12 protein-coding genes and 1 pseudogene are annotated in these 14677 nt (G+C 71.4%); 10 read left to right on the top strand and 3 right to left on the bottom strand.

What is annotated here, in order from left to right:
• Window positions 1–195 precede the first annotated feature (195 nt).
• The 3 genes and pseudogenes from ACIBAG_RS19575 (at window position 196) to ACIBAG_RS19565 (ending at window position 3962) form a co-directional block, all read left to right on the top strand.
• Window positions 196–1467, top strand: a complete 1272-nt coding sequence (locus ACIBAG_RS19575) for an MFS transporter (protein ID WP_399106683.1) — start codon at window positions 196–198, stop codon at window positions 1465–1467.
• A gap of 4 nt (window positions 1468–1471) precedes the next feature.
• Window positions 1472–2666 (top strand): annotated as a pseudogene (locus ACIBAG_RS19570) (anhydro-N-acetylmuramic acid kinase).
• 75 nt (window positions 2667–2741) lie between these two features.
• Window positions 2742–3962 (top strand): DUF2510 domain-containing protein, encoded by a 1221-nt coding sequence (locus ACIBAG_RS19565; protein WP_399106681.1) that lies wholly within the window; start codon window positions 2742–2744, stop codon window positions 3960–3962.
• 163 nt (window positions 3963–4125) lie between these two features.
• On the opposite strand, the gene ACIBAG_RS19560 is transcribed toward ACIBAG_RS19565, so the two are convergent.
• On the bottom strand, window positions 4126–4740 hold the full coding sequence (locus tag ACIBAG_RS19560) for a TetR/AcrR family transcriptional regulator C-terminal ligand-binding domain-containing protein (protein ID WP_399106679.1): 615 nt from the start codon (window positions 4738–4740) through the stop codon (window positions 4126–4128).
• A gap of 247 nt (window positions 4741–4987) precedes the next feature.
• On the opposite strand from ACIBAG_RS19560, the gene ACIBAG_RS19555 reads away from it, so the two are divergent.
• Both ACIBAG_RS19555 and ACIBAG_RS19550 read left to right on the top strand, forming a co-directional pair.
• A complete protein-coding gene (locus ACIBAG_RS19555) occupies window positions 4988–5833 on the top strand; it encodes a phosphatase PAP2 family protein (RefSeq protein ID WP_399106677.1) in 846 nt (281 codons plus the stop codon).
• Window positions 5830–6795 carry a hypothetical protein gene (locus ACIBAG_RS19550; protein ID WP_399106675.1) on the top strand — a complete coding sequence of 322 codons (966 nt, stop codon included), beginning with the start codon at window positions 5830–5832 and terminating at the stop codon, window positions 6793–6795. The genes ACIBAG_RS19555 and ACIBAG_RS19550 overlap by 4 nt, the downstream gene beginning before the upstream one ends.
• Before the next feature lie 36 nt (window positions 6796–6831).
• Here ACIBAG_RS19550 and ACIBAG_RS19545 read toward each other — a convergent pair whose 3' ends face one another.
• A complete protein-coding gene (locus ACIBAG_RS19545) occupies window positions 6832–8883 on the bottom strand; it encodes a phosphocholine-specific phospholipase C (protein ID WP_399106673.1) in 2052 nt (683 codons plus the stop codon).
• Between the two features lie 162 nt (window positions 8884–9045).
• On the opposite strand from ACIBAG_RS19545, the gene ACIBAG_RS19540 reads away from it, so the two are divergent.
• The 5 genes from ACIBAG_RS19540 to ACIBAG_RS19520 are packed head-to-tail and all read left to right on the top strand — an operon-like array spanning window position 9046 to window position 13765.
• Window positions 9046–10344: an MFS transporter gene (locus tag ACIBAG_RS19540; RefSeq protein ID WP_399106671.1), complete on the top strand. Its 1299-nt coding sequence runs from the start codon at window positions 9046–9048 to the stop codon at window positions 10342–10344.
• A 60-nt stretch (window positions 10345–10404) separates the two neighbouring features.
• Window positions 10405–11532, top strand: coding sequence for a hypothetical protein (locus ACIBAG_RS19535; protein WP_399106669.1), 1128 nt, complete (start codon window positions 10405–10407; stop codon window positions 11530–11532).
• A 54-nt stretch (window positions 11533–11586) separates the two neighbouring features.
• Window positions 11587–12657 carry a Rieske 2Fe-2S domain-containing protein gene (locus ACIBAG_RS19530; RefSeq protein WP_399106666.1) on the top strand — a complete coding sequence of 357 codons (1071 nt, stop codon included), beginning with the start codon at window positions 11587–11589 and terminating at the stop codon, window positions 12655–12657.
• Window positions 12654–12827 carry a hypothetical protein gene (locus ACIBAG_RS19525; protein ID WP_399106664.1) on the top strand — a complete coding sequence of 58 codons (174 nt, stop codon included), beginning with the start codon at window positions 12654–12656 and terminating at the stop codon, window positions 12825–12827. The genes ACIBAG_RS19530 and ACIBAG_RS19525 overlap by 4 nt, the downstream gene beginning before the upstream one ends.
• On the top strand, window positions 12824–13765 hold the full coding sequence (locus ACIBAG_RS19520; RefSeq protein ID WP_399106662.1) for a PDR/VanB family oxidoreductase: 942 nt from the start codon (window positions 12824–12826) through the stop codon (window positions 13763–13765). The genes ACIBAG_RS19525 and ACIBAG_RS19520 overlap by 4 nt, the downstream gene beginning before the upstream one ends.
• Here ACIBAG_RS19520 and ACIBAG_RS19515 read toward each other — a convergent pair.
• Entirely contained in the window at window positions 13680–14531 is an 852-nt protein-coding gene (locus tag ACIBAG_RS19515; protein ID WP_399106661.1) for an IclR family transcriptional regulator C-terminal domain-containing protein, read from the bottom strand. The two genes, ACIBAG_RS19520 and ACIBAG_RS19515, sit on opposite strands and share 86 nt — an antisense overlap.
• Between the last annotated feature and the right edge of the window lie 146 nt (window positions 14532–14677).

The raw sequence follows: 14677 nt of genomic DNA, 5'->3' as shown, positions 1-14677 counted from the left end.
ACCTCGAGCGTAGCCGTCCGATTGACTGAGTGGAGGCCGGTCAGGGCAGCTGTTGCCGTGATGGGTGAAAGCGGGTGCGCGGGGGCGACGCGAAGGCCCCCCGACCTGCCCGGCTGAAACTTACCGAGAGTCAAAAACGACTGTCCGAACGGCAGTCGGAACCGGCAGTCCGACCGGCAGTCAGAAGGTTCGGGAATGACACTGACGAACCAGGACCGGAGCACGGTCCGGTCCCGCAGGGCCCTGGTCGCGGGATCGGTGGGCAACCTCATCGAGTGGTACGAGTTCGGTGTCTACGGCTACTTCGCGACGATCATCGCGGCGCGCTTCTTCACACCGGAGGGCGGCGGCGAGGCCGAGGCGCTGGTGAAGACGTACGCCTCGTTCGCGCTGGCGTTCTTCTTCCGGCCGGTCGGAGCGGCCCTGTTCGGCCGGCTCGGGGACCGGATCGGCCGCAGACCGGTGCTGATCCTGGTGATCATCCTGATGACCGGGGCGACGACGCTGATCGGAGCGTTGCCCACGTACGCCACGGTCGGCGCCCTCGCGCCCTGGCTGCTGACGTTCCTGAGGGTGCTGCAAGGGCTCTCGGCGGGCGGCGAGTTCGGCGGCGCCGTGTCGGTGATGACCGAGTTCGCGCCATCCGGGCGGCGCGGTCTGTACGGGGCGTGGCAGTCGTTCACCGTGGCGCTGGGGCTGCTGGCCGGTGCGGGGGCGGCGGCGCTGCTCGCCACCGTGCTGACCGAGCGGCAACTGGGCGACTGGGGCTGGCGGTTGCCGTTCCTGCTGACGTTGCCCCTGGGGCTGGGCGCGTTGTGGCTGCGGCTGCGGCTGGACGAGACGCCGGCGTTCCGGGAGGAGAGCGAGGCCGAGCGGCCACCGGCACGGGCGGTGGTGGGGGCGATCGCGCTGGGCGCCGGGCGGATCATGGGGTGGGCGGCGGCCGGGTACACCTTCCTGGTCGTGCTGCCGTCGTATCTGCAGGCCACGCTGGGCGCGACAGTCCAGCAGGCGCTGATCGCCACGGTGCTGGCCAACCTCGGGTTCGCGGTGACCATCCTGCCGGCGGGGTGGCTCAGCGACCGGGTCGGGAGGAGGCCGGTGATGCTGGCGGGGGCGGTGCTCGTGGCGGTTCTCGCGGTGCCGCTGCTCGACCTTCTCCAGGACCCGGCCGTTTCCCTCACCGTGCGGGGTGCGGCGGTGTGCGGCGCGGGTGCCGTGGTGGGGCTGATGGCGGGGCCGGGGCCGGCGATGCTCGCCGAGCTGTTCCCGACGAACGTGCGCTACACGGGGCTGGGGCTCGCCTACGCCCTGTCCAATGCGGTGTTCTCGGGCTGCGCCGGGCTCATCATCACGGAGACGGTCGAACGGACCGGCGACGTGGACGTCCCCGCGTACTACGCTGCCGCGACCTGCGCGGTGAGCGTTCTCGCGCTGGCCGGGAGAGCACACGGGAAGGCGAGTTGAACGGATGCGGGTGATCGGCCTGATGTCGGGCACGTCGTACGACGCCATCGACGCGGCCGCCGCCGACCTGAGCCTCGTCGGGGACGGCCTGGTCCTCAGGCCGCTGGGGCTGGTGAGCCAGGCGTACGACGAGGCGCTGCGCGAGGCGCTGGCCGCGGCGCTGCCGCCGGGGACGGCCTCGATGTCCGAGGTGTGCCGGCTCGACACGCGGATCGGGCAGGCATTCGCGGCGGCGGCTGTCCGGGCGGACCGTGAACTGTGCGACGGGCGGGCGGAGTTGGTGGCCTCGCACGGGCAGACCGTGTACCACTGGGCCGAGGCGGGGCAGGTGTACGGCACCCTTCAGCTCGGGCAGCCCGCGTGGATCGCCGAGGCGACCGGGCTGCCGGTCGTCGCCGACTTCCGGCCGCGTGACATCGCCGCCGGCGGTCAGGGCGCACCGCTGGTCAGCCTGGTCGACCTGCTGTGGCTGCGCGGCCGGCCGGGCACGCCCGTCGCCCTCAACCTCGGCGGCATCGCCAACCTCACCGCGCCCGACGGCACGGCCTTCGACACCGGGCCGGGGTGCGCGCTGATCGACGCGGCGGCGAGCGAAGCGAGATGGGGGTCCCCCCCGGACGGAGTCTGGGGGAGGCTTCAGTGGCGGGCGGGTGGCCTACGACGTGGACGGGGCGGTGGCCGGTCGCGGCACCGTCCATGAGCCGCTGCTCAGCAGGCTGCTGGAGGAGCCGTACTACGCGCTCCCCGCGCCCAAGACGACCGGCAAGGAACTGTTCCATCTCGGCCATCTGCGGGACGCTCTGGCCGGGTTCGGCACGCTGCCCGCCGAGGACGTCGTCGCCACCCTGACCATGCTCACGGCACGGACGGTCGCCGACGCCGTACGCACGGTGGGCGCGTCCGAGGTGATCGCCTCGGGGGGCGGGACGCGCAACCCCGTACTGATGAGGATGCTCGGACAGCGGCTGCCCGGGGTGGCGCTGCGCACCTCCGACGAGCTGGGGCTGCCGGCGGACGCGAAGGAGGCGTACGCGTTCGCCGTACTGGGGTTCCTGACCGCGCACGGCCTGCCGGGAACGGAGCCCGCGGCGACCGGCGCCCGGTACGCGCGCGTGCTCGGTTCGATCACGCCGGGCCGGGACGGACTGCGGCTGCCGCCGCCGGCTCGGGAGCGGCCGGTGCGGCTCGTCCTGGAGTGACGCGGACGGAGGTCGGTGCGCGTCGGGGCGGGATCCTCTCATCCCGCTTTCACCGAGGCCTCATACGGTGGACCCATGACGCAGGTGACTCCTCCCGGCTGGTACCCCGACCCCGGCCGGAAAAGTGACGGTCCGCCCACCGAGCGCTGGTGGGACGGCAAGGCATGGACGGACCAGGTCCGGCCCGCGGGGTCGGCCGCCGACTGGGCGCCTCCCGGGCAGCCGCCGGCCGGCGGGGCGGCTTCGGGACAGCCGACGAGCGAGGGGGCGCTGTCGGGGCAGTCGGCCGCCGACGGTTCTCCTTCCGGACAGCCGGGCGCCGAAGTGGCTCCCTCAGGACAGGCGGCCACCGACGGGACGCCTTCCGGACAGCCGCCCGCCGAAGGGGCTCTTCCGGCGTATCCGGCGCATCCACCCGCCGGCGGGGTCCCTTCAGGGCAGTCGTCGGCCGGCATGGCTCAGCTCGCGTACCCGGTGCATCCCGGATATCCCGGCGAGCCGCCCTCGAGCGGGCGGCGCGGACTGCGTACGGGCATAGCGGTGGGCGTGGCCGCGGTCGTCCTCGCGAGCATCGGGGTCGGCGTGTACGCGCTGACCGCCGACGGCGGCTCGGGCGGCGGCAGCGCCGGCTCCCAGCCGGGCCCGGGTGGCCAGGGCGGGCCCGGCGGCGGTCAGGGCGGCCCCTTCGGTGACTCCGGCGGCGGCGATGGCGGCGACGGGGGTTCCGGCGGGCAGTCCCCCTCCCCGGACCAGTCCGAGCCGCCGAAGGTGGACAGCGGTTCGGTGACCGACTCGGTGAGCGGGATCAGCATCCCGATCCCGGACGGCTGGTACGGCCAGCAGATCGACTGGGGCGCGCACGTGGCGTCGGACGAGACGTACAAGTGCCCCGCCGAGACCTCCCAGACCTGCCAGAAGGGCGGCGCCTACTCGGCTCCGGCGCTGGCGCTCGGCACGAGGGGCGACACGGCCGAGGAGGTCGCCAAGGCGGACATCTCGGCGAACGCCGAGGAGTCCTACGGCAAGGGGTACGGCGAGATCACCTCGCACGAGGTGCTGGCCTCCAAGGCGGTGACCGTGGCCGGGCAGAAGGGCTACCTGGTCCGCTGGAAGGCGATCACCAGCAAGGGCACCGACGGCTATGTCGAGTCGCTGGCCTTCCCCTCGCCCGTCGACGACCGGCAGATGGTCGTGGTCCGCCTCGGCGTGGACACCACCGAGAAGCAGTCGGTCCTCGACGAGATCGCCGAGGGCATCAAGGTGTCCACCGGCGGCGGCAACGGCCAGGACGTCTGAGCCGCCGCTCCGCCCGTTCGCCCCGGACGTGATGCGGCCGGGTGGGGCGCCCCTCCGCTCAAGAGGAACCCCACCCGGCCGGGGGGTGCGCGCCGCCCCCGTCCCCACGGGTCGGCGCGGAACAGGCCACCGTCCGGTCATCCCGCGGACGGCGTCCTGAGTCTCAGGTCAGGCCCAGCGTCGGCAGCACGGCCGCCTCCACGAACCGGACGATGTAGTCGGGGTCGGCGTCCTCGCCCTCCAGCACCGGGCGGGCCCGCAGCACGCCGAAGATCTGCGCCGGGATGTACTCCAGCGCCGGATGGTCGGCGGCGACCTCGCCCCGTTCGACCCCGCGCCGCAGGATCTCCTTCAGCGCGTCGACCTCGGGGTCGATGAGCGCCTCGCGCAGGGCCCGCTGCAGTTCCGGGTCCTGCATGACGGCGTGGCCGAGGGCCTGGAACAGCCGGGTGTCCTTGCCGGACCACGCCCCCGCGGCCCGGGCCGCCTGACGCAGGTCGCCCGCGAGCGTGCCGGTGTCGATGCCCTCGAAGCGGGTGCGGCGGCTGGCGCGCAGGGCGGCCGCCACGAACTGCGGCTTCGTCTTCCACTGCCGGTAGAGCGTGGACTTGCTGCAGCGCGTGCTGGCGGCGACGCCCTCCATGGAGACGGCGTCATATCCGCACTCGCGGACTTGTTCGAGCACGGCGTCGAAGAACTCCTGCTCACGCTCGGGCGTGATCTTGGAGCGGCGCGAGGCGGTGACCGTCTCCGGTCCGTCCGCGGCCTGCGACGTCATCTGCTCTTCTCCTCGCTCGGGTGCGGCACCCGGGGTGTTCCCCGGGGTGAAGGGGCCGCGCTTCCAGTGTGTCGTACGTCTATCGATACGCCACTGTACCGGAACGCCACCGTATCGGTACAGTGTCGTATCGGTACAGGGGCGTTTCGGTACGTCGCCGTATCGATGAGTAGGGCGTGCCCGTGCGGTCAGCACCTCCACGAGCCCACCCAGCACCACCCACCGTTCGGCGAAAGGGCCGGGGGAAATGAATGGCCGCACCGAGCCTGCAGAAGCGGAGACCGACGCGATAGCGCGGCCTCCGCTGGTCCGTGAGCTTCTGCTCGTCGCAGGGCTCTTCCTCCTCTACAAGCTCGGCCGGCAACTGGCCGCGGGCCACACCGGCGAGGCCTTCCGCAACGCCGACCGGGTGTGGAACCTCGAACGGGCCGTCCACCTGCCCGGCGAGGGCTCGGTGCAGAACCTGCTGCTGCACGGCGACGCGCTCGTCCACCTCGCCAACACCTACTACGCGACCGTCCACTTCCCGGCCACCGCGGCCTTCCTGGTCTGGCTCTACCTGCGGCGCCCCGCGCACTACGTCTGGGCCCGCCGCGTCCTGGCCGCCGTCACCGCCGCCGCCCTGGTGGTGCACCTGGCGTTCCCGCTCGCCCCGCCGCGCATGCCGGCCGCCGCCGGCCTGATCGACACCGGACAGGTGTACGGCCCCTCCGTGTACGGCTCCCCCGAGACCGACCACCTGTCGAACCAGTTCGCGGCGATGCCGTCGCTGCACTTCGGCTGGGCCCTGATGGTGGCGATCGGCCTGATCGTGGCGACCCGGTCGCGATGGCGGTGGCTGTGGCTGCTGCACCCGCTGCTGACGCTGCTGGTCATCGTCGGCACGGCCAACCACTACTGGCTGGACGCGATCGTGGCGACGGCCATGCTCGGTGTCGCCCTCGCGGTGATCCTCCCCGAGACCTCGTCCGGGGGGACCCGCATCGCGCTTCGCTCGCGGCGGCGTACCGCCACGTCCGCCGGACGCGGTGCCGGCGAAGCCGTGCCCGCCGCCCGGGACGAGAAGACCGCCCTGGTGGGAGCGGGCCGATGAACGCCACCGTCCTCGCCGTCGTCCTGTCCCTGTTCTCCGCCGTCGCCTATGCCGCCGCGGCCGTCGCCCAGGAGCGGCTGGCCTTCCGTGCGCAGGGTTCGGGTCTGCGCCGGCTGCTGGGCTCCGGCGCCTGGTGGGGGGCGGTCCTGCTCAACGCCTTTGGCGCGCTGCTGCACGTGGTGGCCCTGAAGTACGGCCCGCTGACCGTGGTGCAGCCGCTCGGTGCGCTCACCCTGGTGGCCGCGGTGCCGCTGGGCGCGCGGGTCGCGGGGCGGCGGGTCAGCGCGGTCGAGTGGCGCGGTACGGCGCTGACGCTGGCCGGCCTGGCCGCGATCCTCGTCACCGCGTCCGGTCCCGCCCCCGAGGACGTCCTGAGCACGCCCGAGGCGCTGGCGGTCGCAGGGGTGACCGTGGCCCTGATCGGCATGCTGTCGCGGCCGGGTGCCCGGCCCGGACTGCGGCACGCGACCGCGTCCGGCTTCGCCTCCGGGGTCGCCTCGGCGCTCACCCAGACCGTGACGGTGGCCGCGACCGACCATTCCTCCCCGCTGCTCGGCCTCCAGGTGGTCGGCACGGCGCTGCTGGTCGCCGCCTTCGCGGCGAGCGGACTGCTGTTGTCGCAGACCGCCTACCAGGGCGGCCTCGGCGCGCCGCTGGCCGTGGTGACGCTGGCGAACCCGCTGGCGGCCGCGGTGATCGGGCTCGTGCTCCTCGGCGAGCGACTCCAGGGCGGCGCCGCGGGCATCGTCCTCGCGCTGGCCGGAGCGGGGCTGGCGTCGTGGGGTGTGGTGCTGCTCAGCCGCGCGACACCCGAGCCGGCCGCGCAGGACGACCACCCCGGCCCTGTCCCGGACGACGAGCATCCCGTGGCCGCCGTGCTGGCCCTGGAGCCCGAGTCGGCCGCGCCCGAACCGGCGTTGGTGCCCCGGCAGGCGGAGCCGGGGCACCTCACACCGCTGTGATCCGAGCGATCCGAGCGGTCCGTCCGCTGCGGCCGGTTACTCGGTGATGATCGCCGGGTCGCTCACACCGGGCCGCCCGTTCTCGACGCGTCCGGCGAACCGCCGCAGGAACGCCGGGTCGGCGTCGGAGGTGACGGTCAGGTCGTACCAGCGCCGGCTCGCCAGCAGGTCGATGCAGCGCCGCACCGTGGCGCCGGGCGCGACCGTCACCGTCGTGGCGCGACCGCCGTACCCGTTGGCGATCTTCAGACTGACGCCCGTCCGGCCCTTGTTGGTGAACGTCAGCTCGATGTCGTCGCCCTTGGGGCGGGCGGTGACCTCGGGACCGGCCGCCTTGTTCGAGCCCTTGAACCAGCGCACGAAGCCTGCCGGGCCGTGCACGGTCAGGTCGTAGGAGCCGTTCGAGTAGGCCGAGTTCCAGGTGTCGGCGATGCTCTTTCCGGCCTCGGTGGTGTACATCCAGGGGCCGTCGGTGCGGTTGCCGGACGTGACGTGGAAGGCGGCACCGGCCTTGGCGCCCGAGGCGAAGGTCAGCGTGAACCTGCCCGCCGCCGCGTCGACGGAACCGTCCACGTACGGGGCGTACTTGAGCGGCCGGGACGGGCGCAGACCGCGCTCCTGCTTGGGCATGTCCGGGTCGGCCGGCGGCGTCGGCCTGTAGTCGGGGTGACGCTCGCGGTCCTGCGGCTCGTACTCGTCGGTCTCCGGCAGCGCGGCGGGGCGGCTGTCCTTGCGGGAGAAGTCGAAGGCCGAGGTCAGGTCGCCGCAGACGGTCCGGCGCCAGGGCGAGATATTCGTCTCCCTGACCCCGAAGCGGCGCTCCATGAACTGCAGGATCGAGGTGTGGTCGAGGGTCTCGGAGCAGACGTAACCGCCCTTGCTCCACGGTGAGACGACCAGCATCGGAACACGCGGACCGAGGCCGTACGGACCGGCGGGGCGCTTGCTGTCGCCCTGGTAGAGGTCGAGCGAGACGTCGACCGTGGACTTGCCCTGGGAGGCGTCCTTCGGCGGCAGTGGCGGCACGACGTGGTCGAAGAAGCCGTCGTTCTCGTCGAAGGTGATGAACAGGGCCGTCTTCGACCAGACCTCGGGGTTGGCGGTGAGGGCGTCCAGCACCTGGGCGATGTACCAGGCGCCGTAGTTCGTGGGCCAGTTGGAGTGCTCGGTGAAGGCCTCGGGAGCGGCGATCCAGGAGATCTGCGGCAGCCTGCCGGCCTTCACATCGGCCTTGAGCCGGTCGAAGTAGCCGTCGCCGTTCTTGACGTCGGTGCCGGTGCGGGCCTTGTCGAACCAGGGGTCGCCGGGCTTGGCCTCACGGTACTTGTTGAAGTACAGCAGCGAGTTGTCGCCGTAGTTGCCCCGGTAGGCGTCCTCGATCCAGCCCCAGGAGCCGGCCGCGTCCAGGCCGTCGCCGATGTCCTGGTAGATCTTCCAGGAGATACCGGCCTGTTCCAGGCGCTCGGGGTAGGTGGTCCAGCCGTAGCCGAGCTCGTCGTTGCCGAGGACCGGGCCGCCGCCGGTGCCGTCGTTGCCCGTGCAGCCCGTCCACATGTAGTAGCGGTTCGGGTCGGTGGAGCCGATGAACGAGCAGTGGTAGGCGTCGCAGATGGTGAACGAGTCGGCGAGGGCGTAGTAGAAGGGGATGTCCTCACGGGTGAGGTACGCCATCGTCGTGGTGCCCTTGGCGGGGATCCACTTGTCGTACTTGCCGCCGTTGTACGCCTGCTGGCCGTCGGTCCAGCCGTGCGGGAGGCCCTCGAGGAACTGCATGCCGAGGTCCTCGGCAGTCGGGTGGAACGGCAGGATGTCCTTGGTGCCGTCCGACTGGTGCCAGTTCGACTTGCCGTTGTCCAGCTTGACCGGACGCGGGTCGCCGAAGCCGCGAACGCCGCGCAGCTTGCCGAAGTAGTGGTCGAAGGAACGGTTCTCCTGCATCAGGACGACGATGTGCTCGACGTCCTCGATCGACCCGGTGCGGTGGTTCGCCGGGATGGCGGCGGCCCGCTGGATGCTGCTCGACAGAGCCGTGAACGCCGTGGTCGCGCCCGCGAGTTGAAGGAATCTGCGGCGATTGACTTCGGGCATGAGTGAGGGACCTCTTCCCCTTGAGGGTGATGTGACCGGCAGGCATGTGACGGAATGCGCGCGGAAGGAGTGTTCCAGGAGCACCAAACGTCAGGGAAGGGTCCGGTGGCGCTGGTGTGAAAGTCGTGGGTACGTGAGGTGTGCCGGGGCCGGGGTGCGGGGATGGTCGCGATCATGACAGAGACGACGCGCACGGATTCCCCGCCGGCTTCACGGCCCGTACGCCAGCTCCTCGCCGCCTCGGTCGGCAACGCCGTGGAGTGGTACGACTGGTACGCCTACACCTTCCTCGCCACCTACATCGCGGCCGAGGTCTTCCCCAAGAGCGCGGACAACTCGTTGGTGCCGCTGCTGTCGACGTTCGCGGTCTTCGCGGTGGGCTTCTTCATGCGGCCGGTGGGCGGACTGCTCATGGGCGCGATCGCGGACCGGCACGGGCGGCGAGCGGCCCTGACGATCACCATCCTCCTGATGGGCGGCAGCAGTCTGCTGGTCGGGCTGACACCGACCTACGAGGCCGCCGGTGTGCTGGCTCCGGTGATGCTCGTCCTGGCGCGGCTGCTCCAAGGCCTGTCCGTGGGCGGCGAGTTCGCGGCGTCGACGACGTTCCTGGTGGAGTCGGCGGGACCCGGTCGCCGCGGGCTGTTCTCCAGCTTCCAGTACGTGTCGACGACCGCAGGGCAGCTTGTCGCGTCCGGTATCGCGACGCTGCTGGTGGACACGTTGAACGACGGGCAGATGAACGGCTGGGGCTGGCGGCTGCCGTTCGTCCTCGGCGCCGTCCTCAGCCTGGTCGGCTTCTGGATCCGGCAGGGCGCCGAAGAGACCCGGAGCACCGAGCAGCAACAGGCCCCGCGTCCCGGGTTGCTGGAGGCACTGCGCCGCCATCCTCGCCAGTCCCTGCTGATCTGCGGCATCACCGCGGGCGGCACGATCGCGTACTACACGTGGACGTCGTATCTGCCGACGTACGCCGAACTCAACGCGGGCATCGAGAAGTCCGACGCGCTCCTCGCGGGCACCATCTCACTGGCCTTCTTCGGCCTGCTCCAGCCCCTCGGCGGCCTCCTGTCCGACCGCTTCGGCCGCCGCCCCCTGCTCCTCTTCTTCGGCCTGGGCTTCACCCTCCTCACCGTCCCGCTGCTGCACGCCCTGCGCGACTCGTTCGCGGTGCTGCTGCTCGTGCAGTGCGCGGGCATGGTGCTGCTGACCGGGTTCACCTCGATCAGCGCGGCCGTGAACGCCGAGGTGTTCCCGCCGCGGGTGCGGGCGGCGGGGATCGGGTTCCCGTACTCGCTGACGGTGGCGGTGTTCGGGGGTACGGCGCCGTACGTCGGCACGCTGTTCAAGGAGCTGGGGCACGCTGACCTCTTCCCCTGGTACGTCGCCGTGCTCTGCCTCGGCTCGTCGCTGGTGTATCTGCGGCTGCCGGAGACGGCGCACAAGGCTCTGGAACGCTGAGCCCCTCGGCGCGCCGGCCGTCATCAGCACTCGAGCTCGACCAGGAAGGCCGCTGAACTGATGTACCCCCGAACGCACCGGATCCGAGCCCTGTTCCTCGCGCTCGGCACCATCGCGGCCACGCTGTTCGTCTCGGCCCCGGCCGCCCAGGCATACGAGCCGGTCGACATCGTCCACACCGAAAAGGTGAAGGTCGACCCGTACAACCTGACGGTCGGCTTCTCCAGGTGGCCCCTGCGCGCCGAGCAGTCGCTGGACTTCGCCTTCGCCCCCGACGGCGGAATCAAGGGCAGGTCCGGCACCCTGCCCATGACCGCCCCCGGTCAGGAGGCCGGAGGAGCCGGCGGCTTCGGCGGCATGGGGAGCCAGCTGTCGCGCCACCCGCGGAAGCTGTCGGTCTGGGGCCTGGACGTGCAGTCCCTGCCCACCGAGAGCAAGTGGAGCTTCACCTTCACCATCAAGGGCTCGCAGAGCCAGGGCACCGGCACCCTCAGCGACATCACCGCCCTCGCCCAGCCCGGCCCGCCGAAGGCGGTTGCGCTGGAGTACGGGCGCCGGGTGGCTCGGCACGGCACGCCCATCGACGACAGCCGTAGGCAGGTTTTCGGCGAACGACGGGGACGGCGGCCCGTCGGCGACGGTCGTGTCCGAGTCCGAGATCGGGCACCCCGCGACGTGACCGTCATGAACCTGATCGAGCTGCACAGGATCAGGGGCGCGGGCAGGTCGATGAGCGGCGCTCTGCGCGCCGCCGAGGCCGGCACCGAGAAGCCGGGGACGCGGATCAACCGCGCCGATCTTGCCCGCTTCCTCCTCGACACGCTCGAGAAGGACACCTGGATCCGCAAGGCCTCCCCCTCGTCTGGGACGCACCATGCCACGCCCCCAGCTCCGCATCCCTGTCGTCCGCAACAGCTTTCGGTGGAACGACACCTTGTAGCGGATCTGGTCCACCTGGCCGGTTCTGGCCTTGGCTTTCCGGAACCTGAGGTGGCTGGTCACGATGGATGCCCAGGCACAGATCAGGCCGAAGACGGTGACGGAGGAAAAGACCGTGAACGCCACCGACCCGCGCCCCCTGCCAGTGATGAGCGAGACGCCGACAAGGCCCTGACCAGCTCCTTCACAGAGACACTTCCGCCTGGCAGAAGCCGCCTTGCGCGGCGACCGCACCCGTCAGGACCCTGAGTCCAACCACGGCACGCGGGGCGACGAAGCCCCGCCGACAGGGACGGGAACCCCATGCCTCACACGACCGCCTTCGCCAGGAACCAGTGGTACGTCGCCGCCTACAGCCATGAGGTCGGGCGCGAGTTGCTCGGGCGCACGATCCTCGGGGAGACCCTCGTGCTCTACCGCACCGAGGAGGAGGGGACGCCGGTCGTCCTGCACGACCGGTGTGTGCACCGCCGTTATCCGCTGTCCGAGGCCCCGACCCGCCTCGACGGTGACCGGATCGTGTGCGGGTATCACGGGTTCACGTACGACACGACCGGTACGTGTGTGTATGTGCCGGGGCAGAAGCGCGTCCCGCGGACGGCGCGCGTCGCCTCGTACCCCGTCGTGGAGCAGGACTCCCTGATCTGGGTCTGGATCGGCGACCCGCCCCTCGCCGACCCCGAGGGCATCCCCCGGGCCAAGCACCTCGACTCGCCCGGCTGGGTCACCGTGCGCGGTATGGAGCCCATCGACTGCGACTACGGGCTGCTCGTCGACAACCTCCTCGACCTGTCCCACGAGACGTACCTGCACGGCGGCTACATCGGCACCCCCGAGGTCGCCGAGACGCCGATCACCACGGAGGTCGACGAGGGCGCCGGGATCGTCCGGGTGAGCCGGCACATGGACGACGCCGAGTGCCCGCCGTTCTACGCCAAGTCGACCGGCATCGAGGGCCGCATCACCCGCTGGCAGGACATCGAGTACCACGCCCCGTGCCTGTACCTGCTGCACAGCCGTGTCGCTCCGGTCGGTGTGGTGCCCGAGCCGGACGGCAGCGACCCGAACGGGTTCCACACCGAGGTGACGTACGCGATCACGCCGTCCGGCGACGGCAAGGTGTACGACTTCTGGGCGGTCTCCCGGGACTGGGCGACGGACGACGAGGAGGTCACCGAGTTCCTGCGGGGCAACAACCACACCGTCGTCATGCAGGACGTCACCGCCCTCAACCTGCTGCAGAAGACCCTCGGCACCGAGCGCACCGGCTACCAGGAGCTGAGCATCAACATCGACACCGGTGGTCTGGCCGCCCGCCGTATCCTCGCCCGGCTGGTCGAGGAGGGCGACAAGCCCGTGGAGAAGGTCCTGTGAGCACGAGCCCCACCGGAGAGATCTACCGCATCGACTGGCTGCCGGGCACCGACATCCTGCACGGCACCTGTCACTGCGGCCGCGAGCACACCGCGAAGGACCCGGTGGAGATGTGGGAGTGGATGCTCGCCCACCCCCAGGGACACCAGCCGCAGGGAAAGACCTCATGACCGTAACCGTGTACGAAGCCGAACTCGTCGTCGACCGCCGGGAGTTCGCGGCCGACGGCGTGCTCGCACTCACCCTGCGCCATCCCCTGGGCGAGGAGCTCCCGGCGTGGGAGCCGGGCGCGCACGTCGATGTCGTCCTCGGTCCGGAGCTGGAGCGGCAGTACTCGCTGTGCGGCGATCCGGCGGACCGGTACGCCTGGCGGATCGCGGTGCTGCGGGAGCCGGACGGCCGGGGTGGATCCGCCCATGTGCACGAGCAGTTGGGCCTGGGCGACAAGGTGCGGGTGCGCGGGCCGCGCAATCACTTCCGGCTGGAGTCCGCAGCCCGGTACCGCTTCATCGCCGGCGGCATCGGCATCACACCGATCCTGCCGATGCTGGCGGCGGCCGAGGCGGCGGGCGCCGAGTGGACGCTGCTCTACGGCGGCCGTACCCGTCGGTCCATGGCGTTCACCGGCGAGTTGGGCCGCTACGGCGACCGGGTGACCGTCGCGCCGCAGGACGAGACCGGGCTGCTGGACCTGGGCGCGGTGCTCGACGACGTCCCCGCGGGCACCCTCGTCTACTGCTGCGGCCCCGGGCCGCTGCTGGACGCGGTCGAGGAGCGGTGCCCCGGCGGGATCCTGCACGTGGAGCGGTTCCAGGCCAAGGAGCAACAGGCGGGCGCGAACACCGAGTTCGAGGTCGAGCTCGCGCAGAGCGGCCGTACGCTCACCGTGCCCGCGGACGTCTCCGTGCTCGACGCCGTGCGCGCCGCAGGTGTCGAGGTGCTGTTCTCCTGCACCGAGGGCACCTGCGGCACCTGTGAGACCGATGTCCTCGACGGCACCCCCGAGCATCGGGACTCCGTGCTCACTGCCGAGGAGCAGGAGAGCGGCGAGACGATGATGATCTGTGTGTCCCGGTGCCGTGGGCAGCGGCTCGTGCTGGACCTGTGATCCTGAGGTCGGCCTCGATCCGGGCCACCGCCGCGAGGAGATGCGGCAGTAGCTCCGCACGGATCGAGTCCACCGAGGTGCGGCCGGCGTGCACCGCGATGTTCACGCCGGCCACCACCTCGCCGTGCGGCTCCCGCACCGGGGCGGCCACCGACCGGAGCCCTTCCTCCAGTTCCTGGTCGACGACGGCGTATCCCTGCCGGCGCACCCGGCGCAGTTCGGCGCGCAGGGCGTCCGGGGAGAGGATCGTGCGGGCGGTCAGCGGGCGCAGGTCCGCGCGGGCGAGCCGCGCCTCGATCTCCTCGTCCGGGAGGTGCGCGAGGATCACCCTGCCCACCGAGGTCACGTATGCCGGGAAACGCGTGCCGACCGTGATGGACGCGGTCATGATGCGACGGGTCGGTACCCGCGCCACGTACACGATGTCCTCGCCGTCCAGGACGCACAGCGACGACGACTCCCTTACCCGGTCGACGAGTTGCTCCAGGTGCGGCTCGGCGATCTCGGGCAGCGTGTAGCTGGAGAGGTAGGAGTAGCCGAGTTCCAGCACACGCGGGGTGAGACGGAAGAGGCGGCCGTCCTGGTGGACATAGCCGAGGTCCGCGAGGGTCAGCAGCAGCCGGCGGGCCGCGGCGCGGGTCAGGTCGCAGGTGTGGGCGACCTCGCTGAGCGTGCGGGCGGGATGCTCGGCGTCGAAGGAGCGGATGACGGCGAGGCCACGCTCGAAGGACTTCACGAAGTGCGGTGCGCGGGCTTCGGCGGACATCGCCACCTCCAGAAGTGTCAACAATAGTGTCGGCGAACCATTGGCCTGATCCGTTTGAGACTTCTACCTTCCCGCTGGGCAAGTACGCGCACTACTGTGCGCCTTGCGCACAACCTGTCGGAACACCCTTGCATCGCACCGTTGTC

The organism is Streptomyces sp. NPDC051243 (assembly GCF_044455405.1).
GTDB lineage: Bacteria > Actinomycetota > Actinomycetes > Streptomycetales > Streptomycetaceae > Streptomyces.
This window is presented reverse-complemented; position numbering and strand designations above follow the sequence as displayed.

Excerpts from the sequence above, each read along its gene's own strand:
- ACIBAG_RS19565 (WP_399106681.1), top strand. The coding sequence starts at position 2,742 with ATGACGCAGGTGACTCCTCCCGGCTGGTACCCCGACCCCGGCCGGAAA.
- ACIBAG_RS19550 (WP_399106675.1), top strand. The coding sequence starts at position 5,830 with ATGAACGCCACCGTCCTCGCCGTCGTCCTGTCCCTGTTCTCCGCCGTC.
- ACIBAG_RS19520 (WP_399106662.1), top strand. The coding sequence starts at position 12,824 with ATGACCGTAACCGTGTACGAAGCCGAACTCGTCGTCGACCGCCGGGAG.
- ACIBAG_RS19555 (WP_399106677.1), top strand. The coding sequence starts at position 4,988 with ATGAATGGCCGCACCGAGCCTGCAGAAGCGGAGACCGACGCGATAGCG.
- ACIBAG_RS19535 (WP_399106669.1), top strand. The coding sequence starts at position 10,405 with ATGTACCCCCGAACGCACCGGATCCGAGCCCTGTTCCTCGCGCTCGGC.
- ACIBAG_RS19515 (WP_399106661.1), bottom strand. The coding sequence starts at position 14,531 with ATGTCCGCCGAAGCCCGCGCACCGCACTTCGTGAAGTCCTTCGAGCGT.
- ACIBAG_RS19575 (WP_399106683.1), top strand. The coding sequence starts at position 196 with ATGACACTGACGAACCAGGACCGGAGCACGGTCCGGTCCCGCAGGGCC.
- ACIBAG_RS19545 (WP_399106673.1), bottom strand. The coding sequence starts at position 8,883 with ATGCCCGAAGTCAATCGCCGCAGATTCCTTCAACTCGCGGGCGCGACC.
- ACIBAG_RS19530 (WP_399106666.1), top strand. The coding sequence starts at position 11,587 with ATGCCTCACACGACCGCCTTCGCCAGGAACCAGTGGTACGTCGCCGCC.
- ACIBAG_RS19560 (WP_399106679.1), bottom strand. The coding sequence starts at position 4,740 with ATGACGTCGCAGGCCGCGGACGGACCGGAGACGGTCACCGCCTCGCGC.
- ACIBAG_RS19540 (WP_399106671.1), top strand. The coding sequence starts at position 9,046 with ATGGTCGCGATCATGACAGAGACGACGCGCACGGATTCCCCGCCGGCT.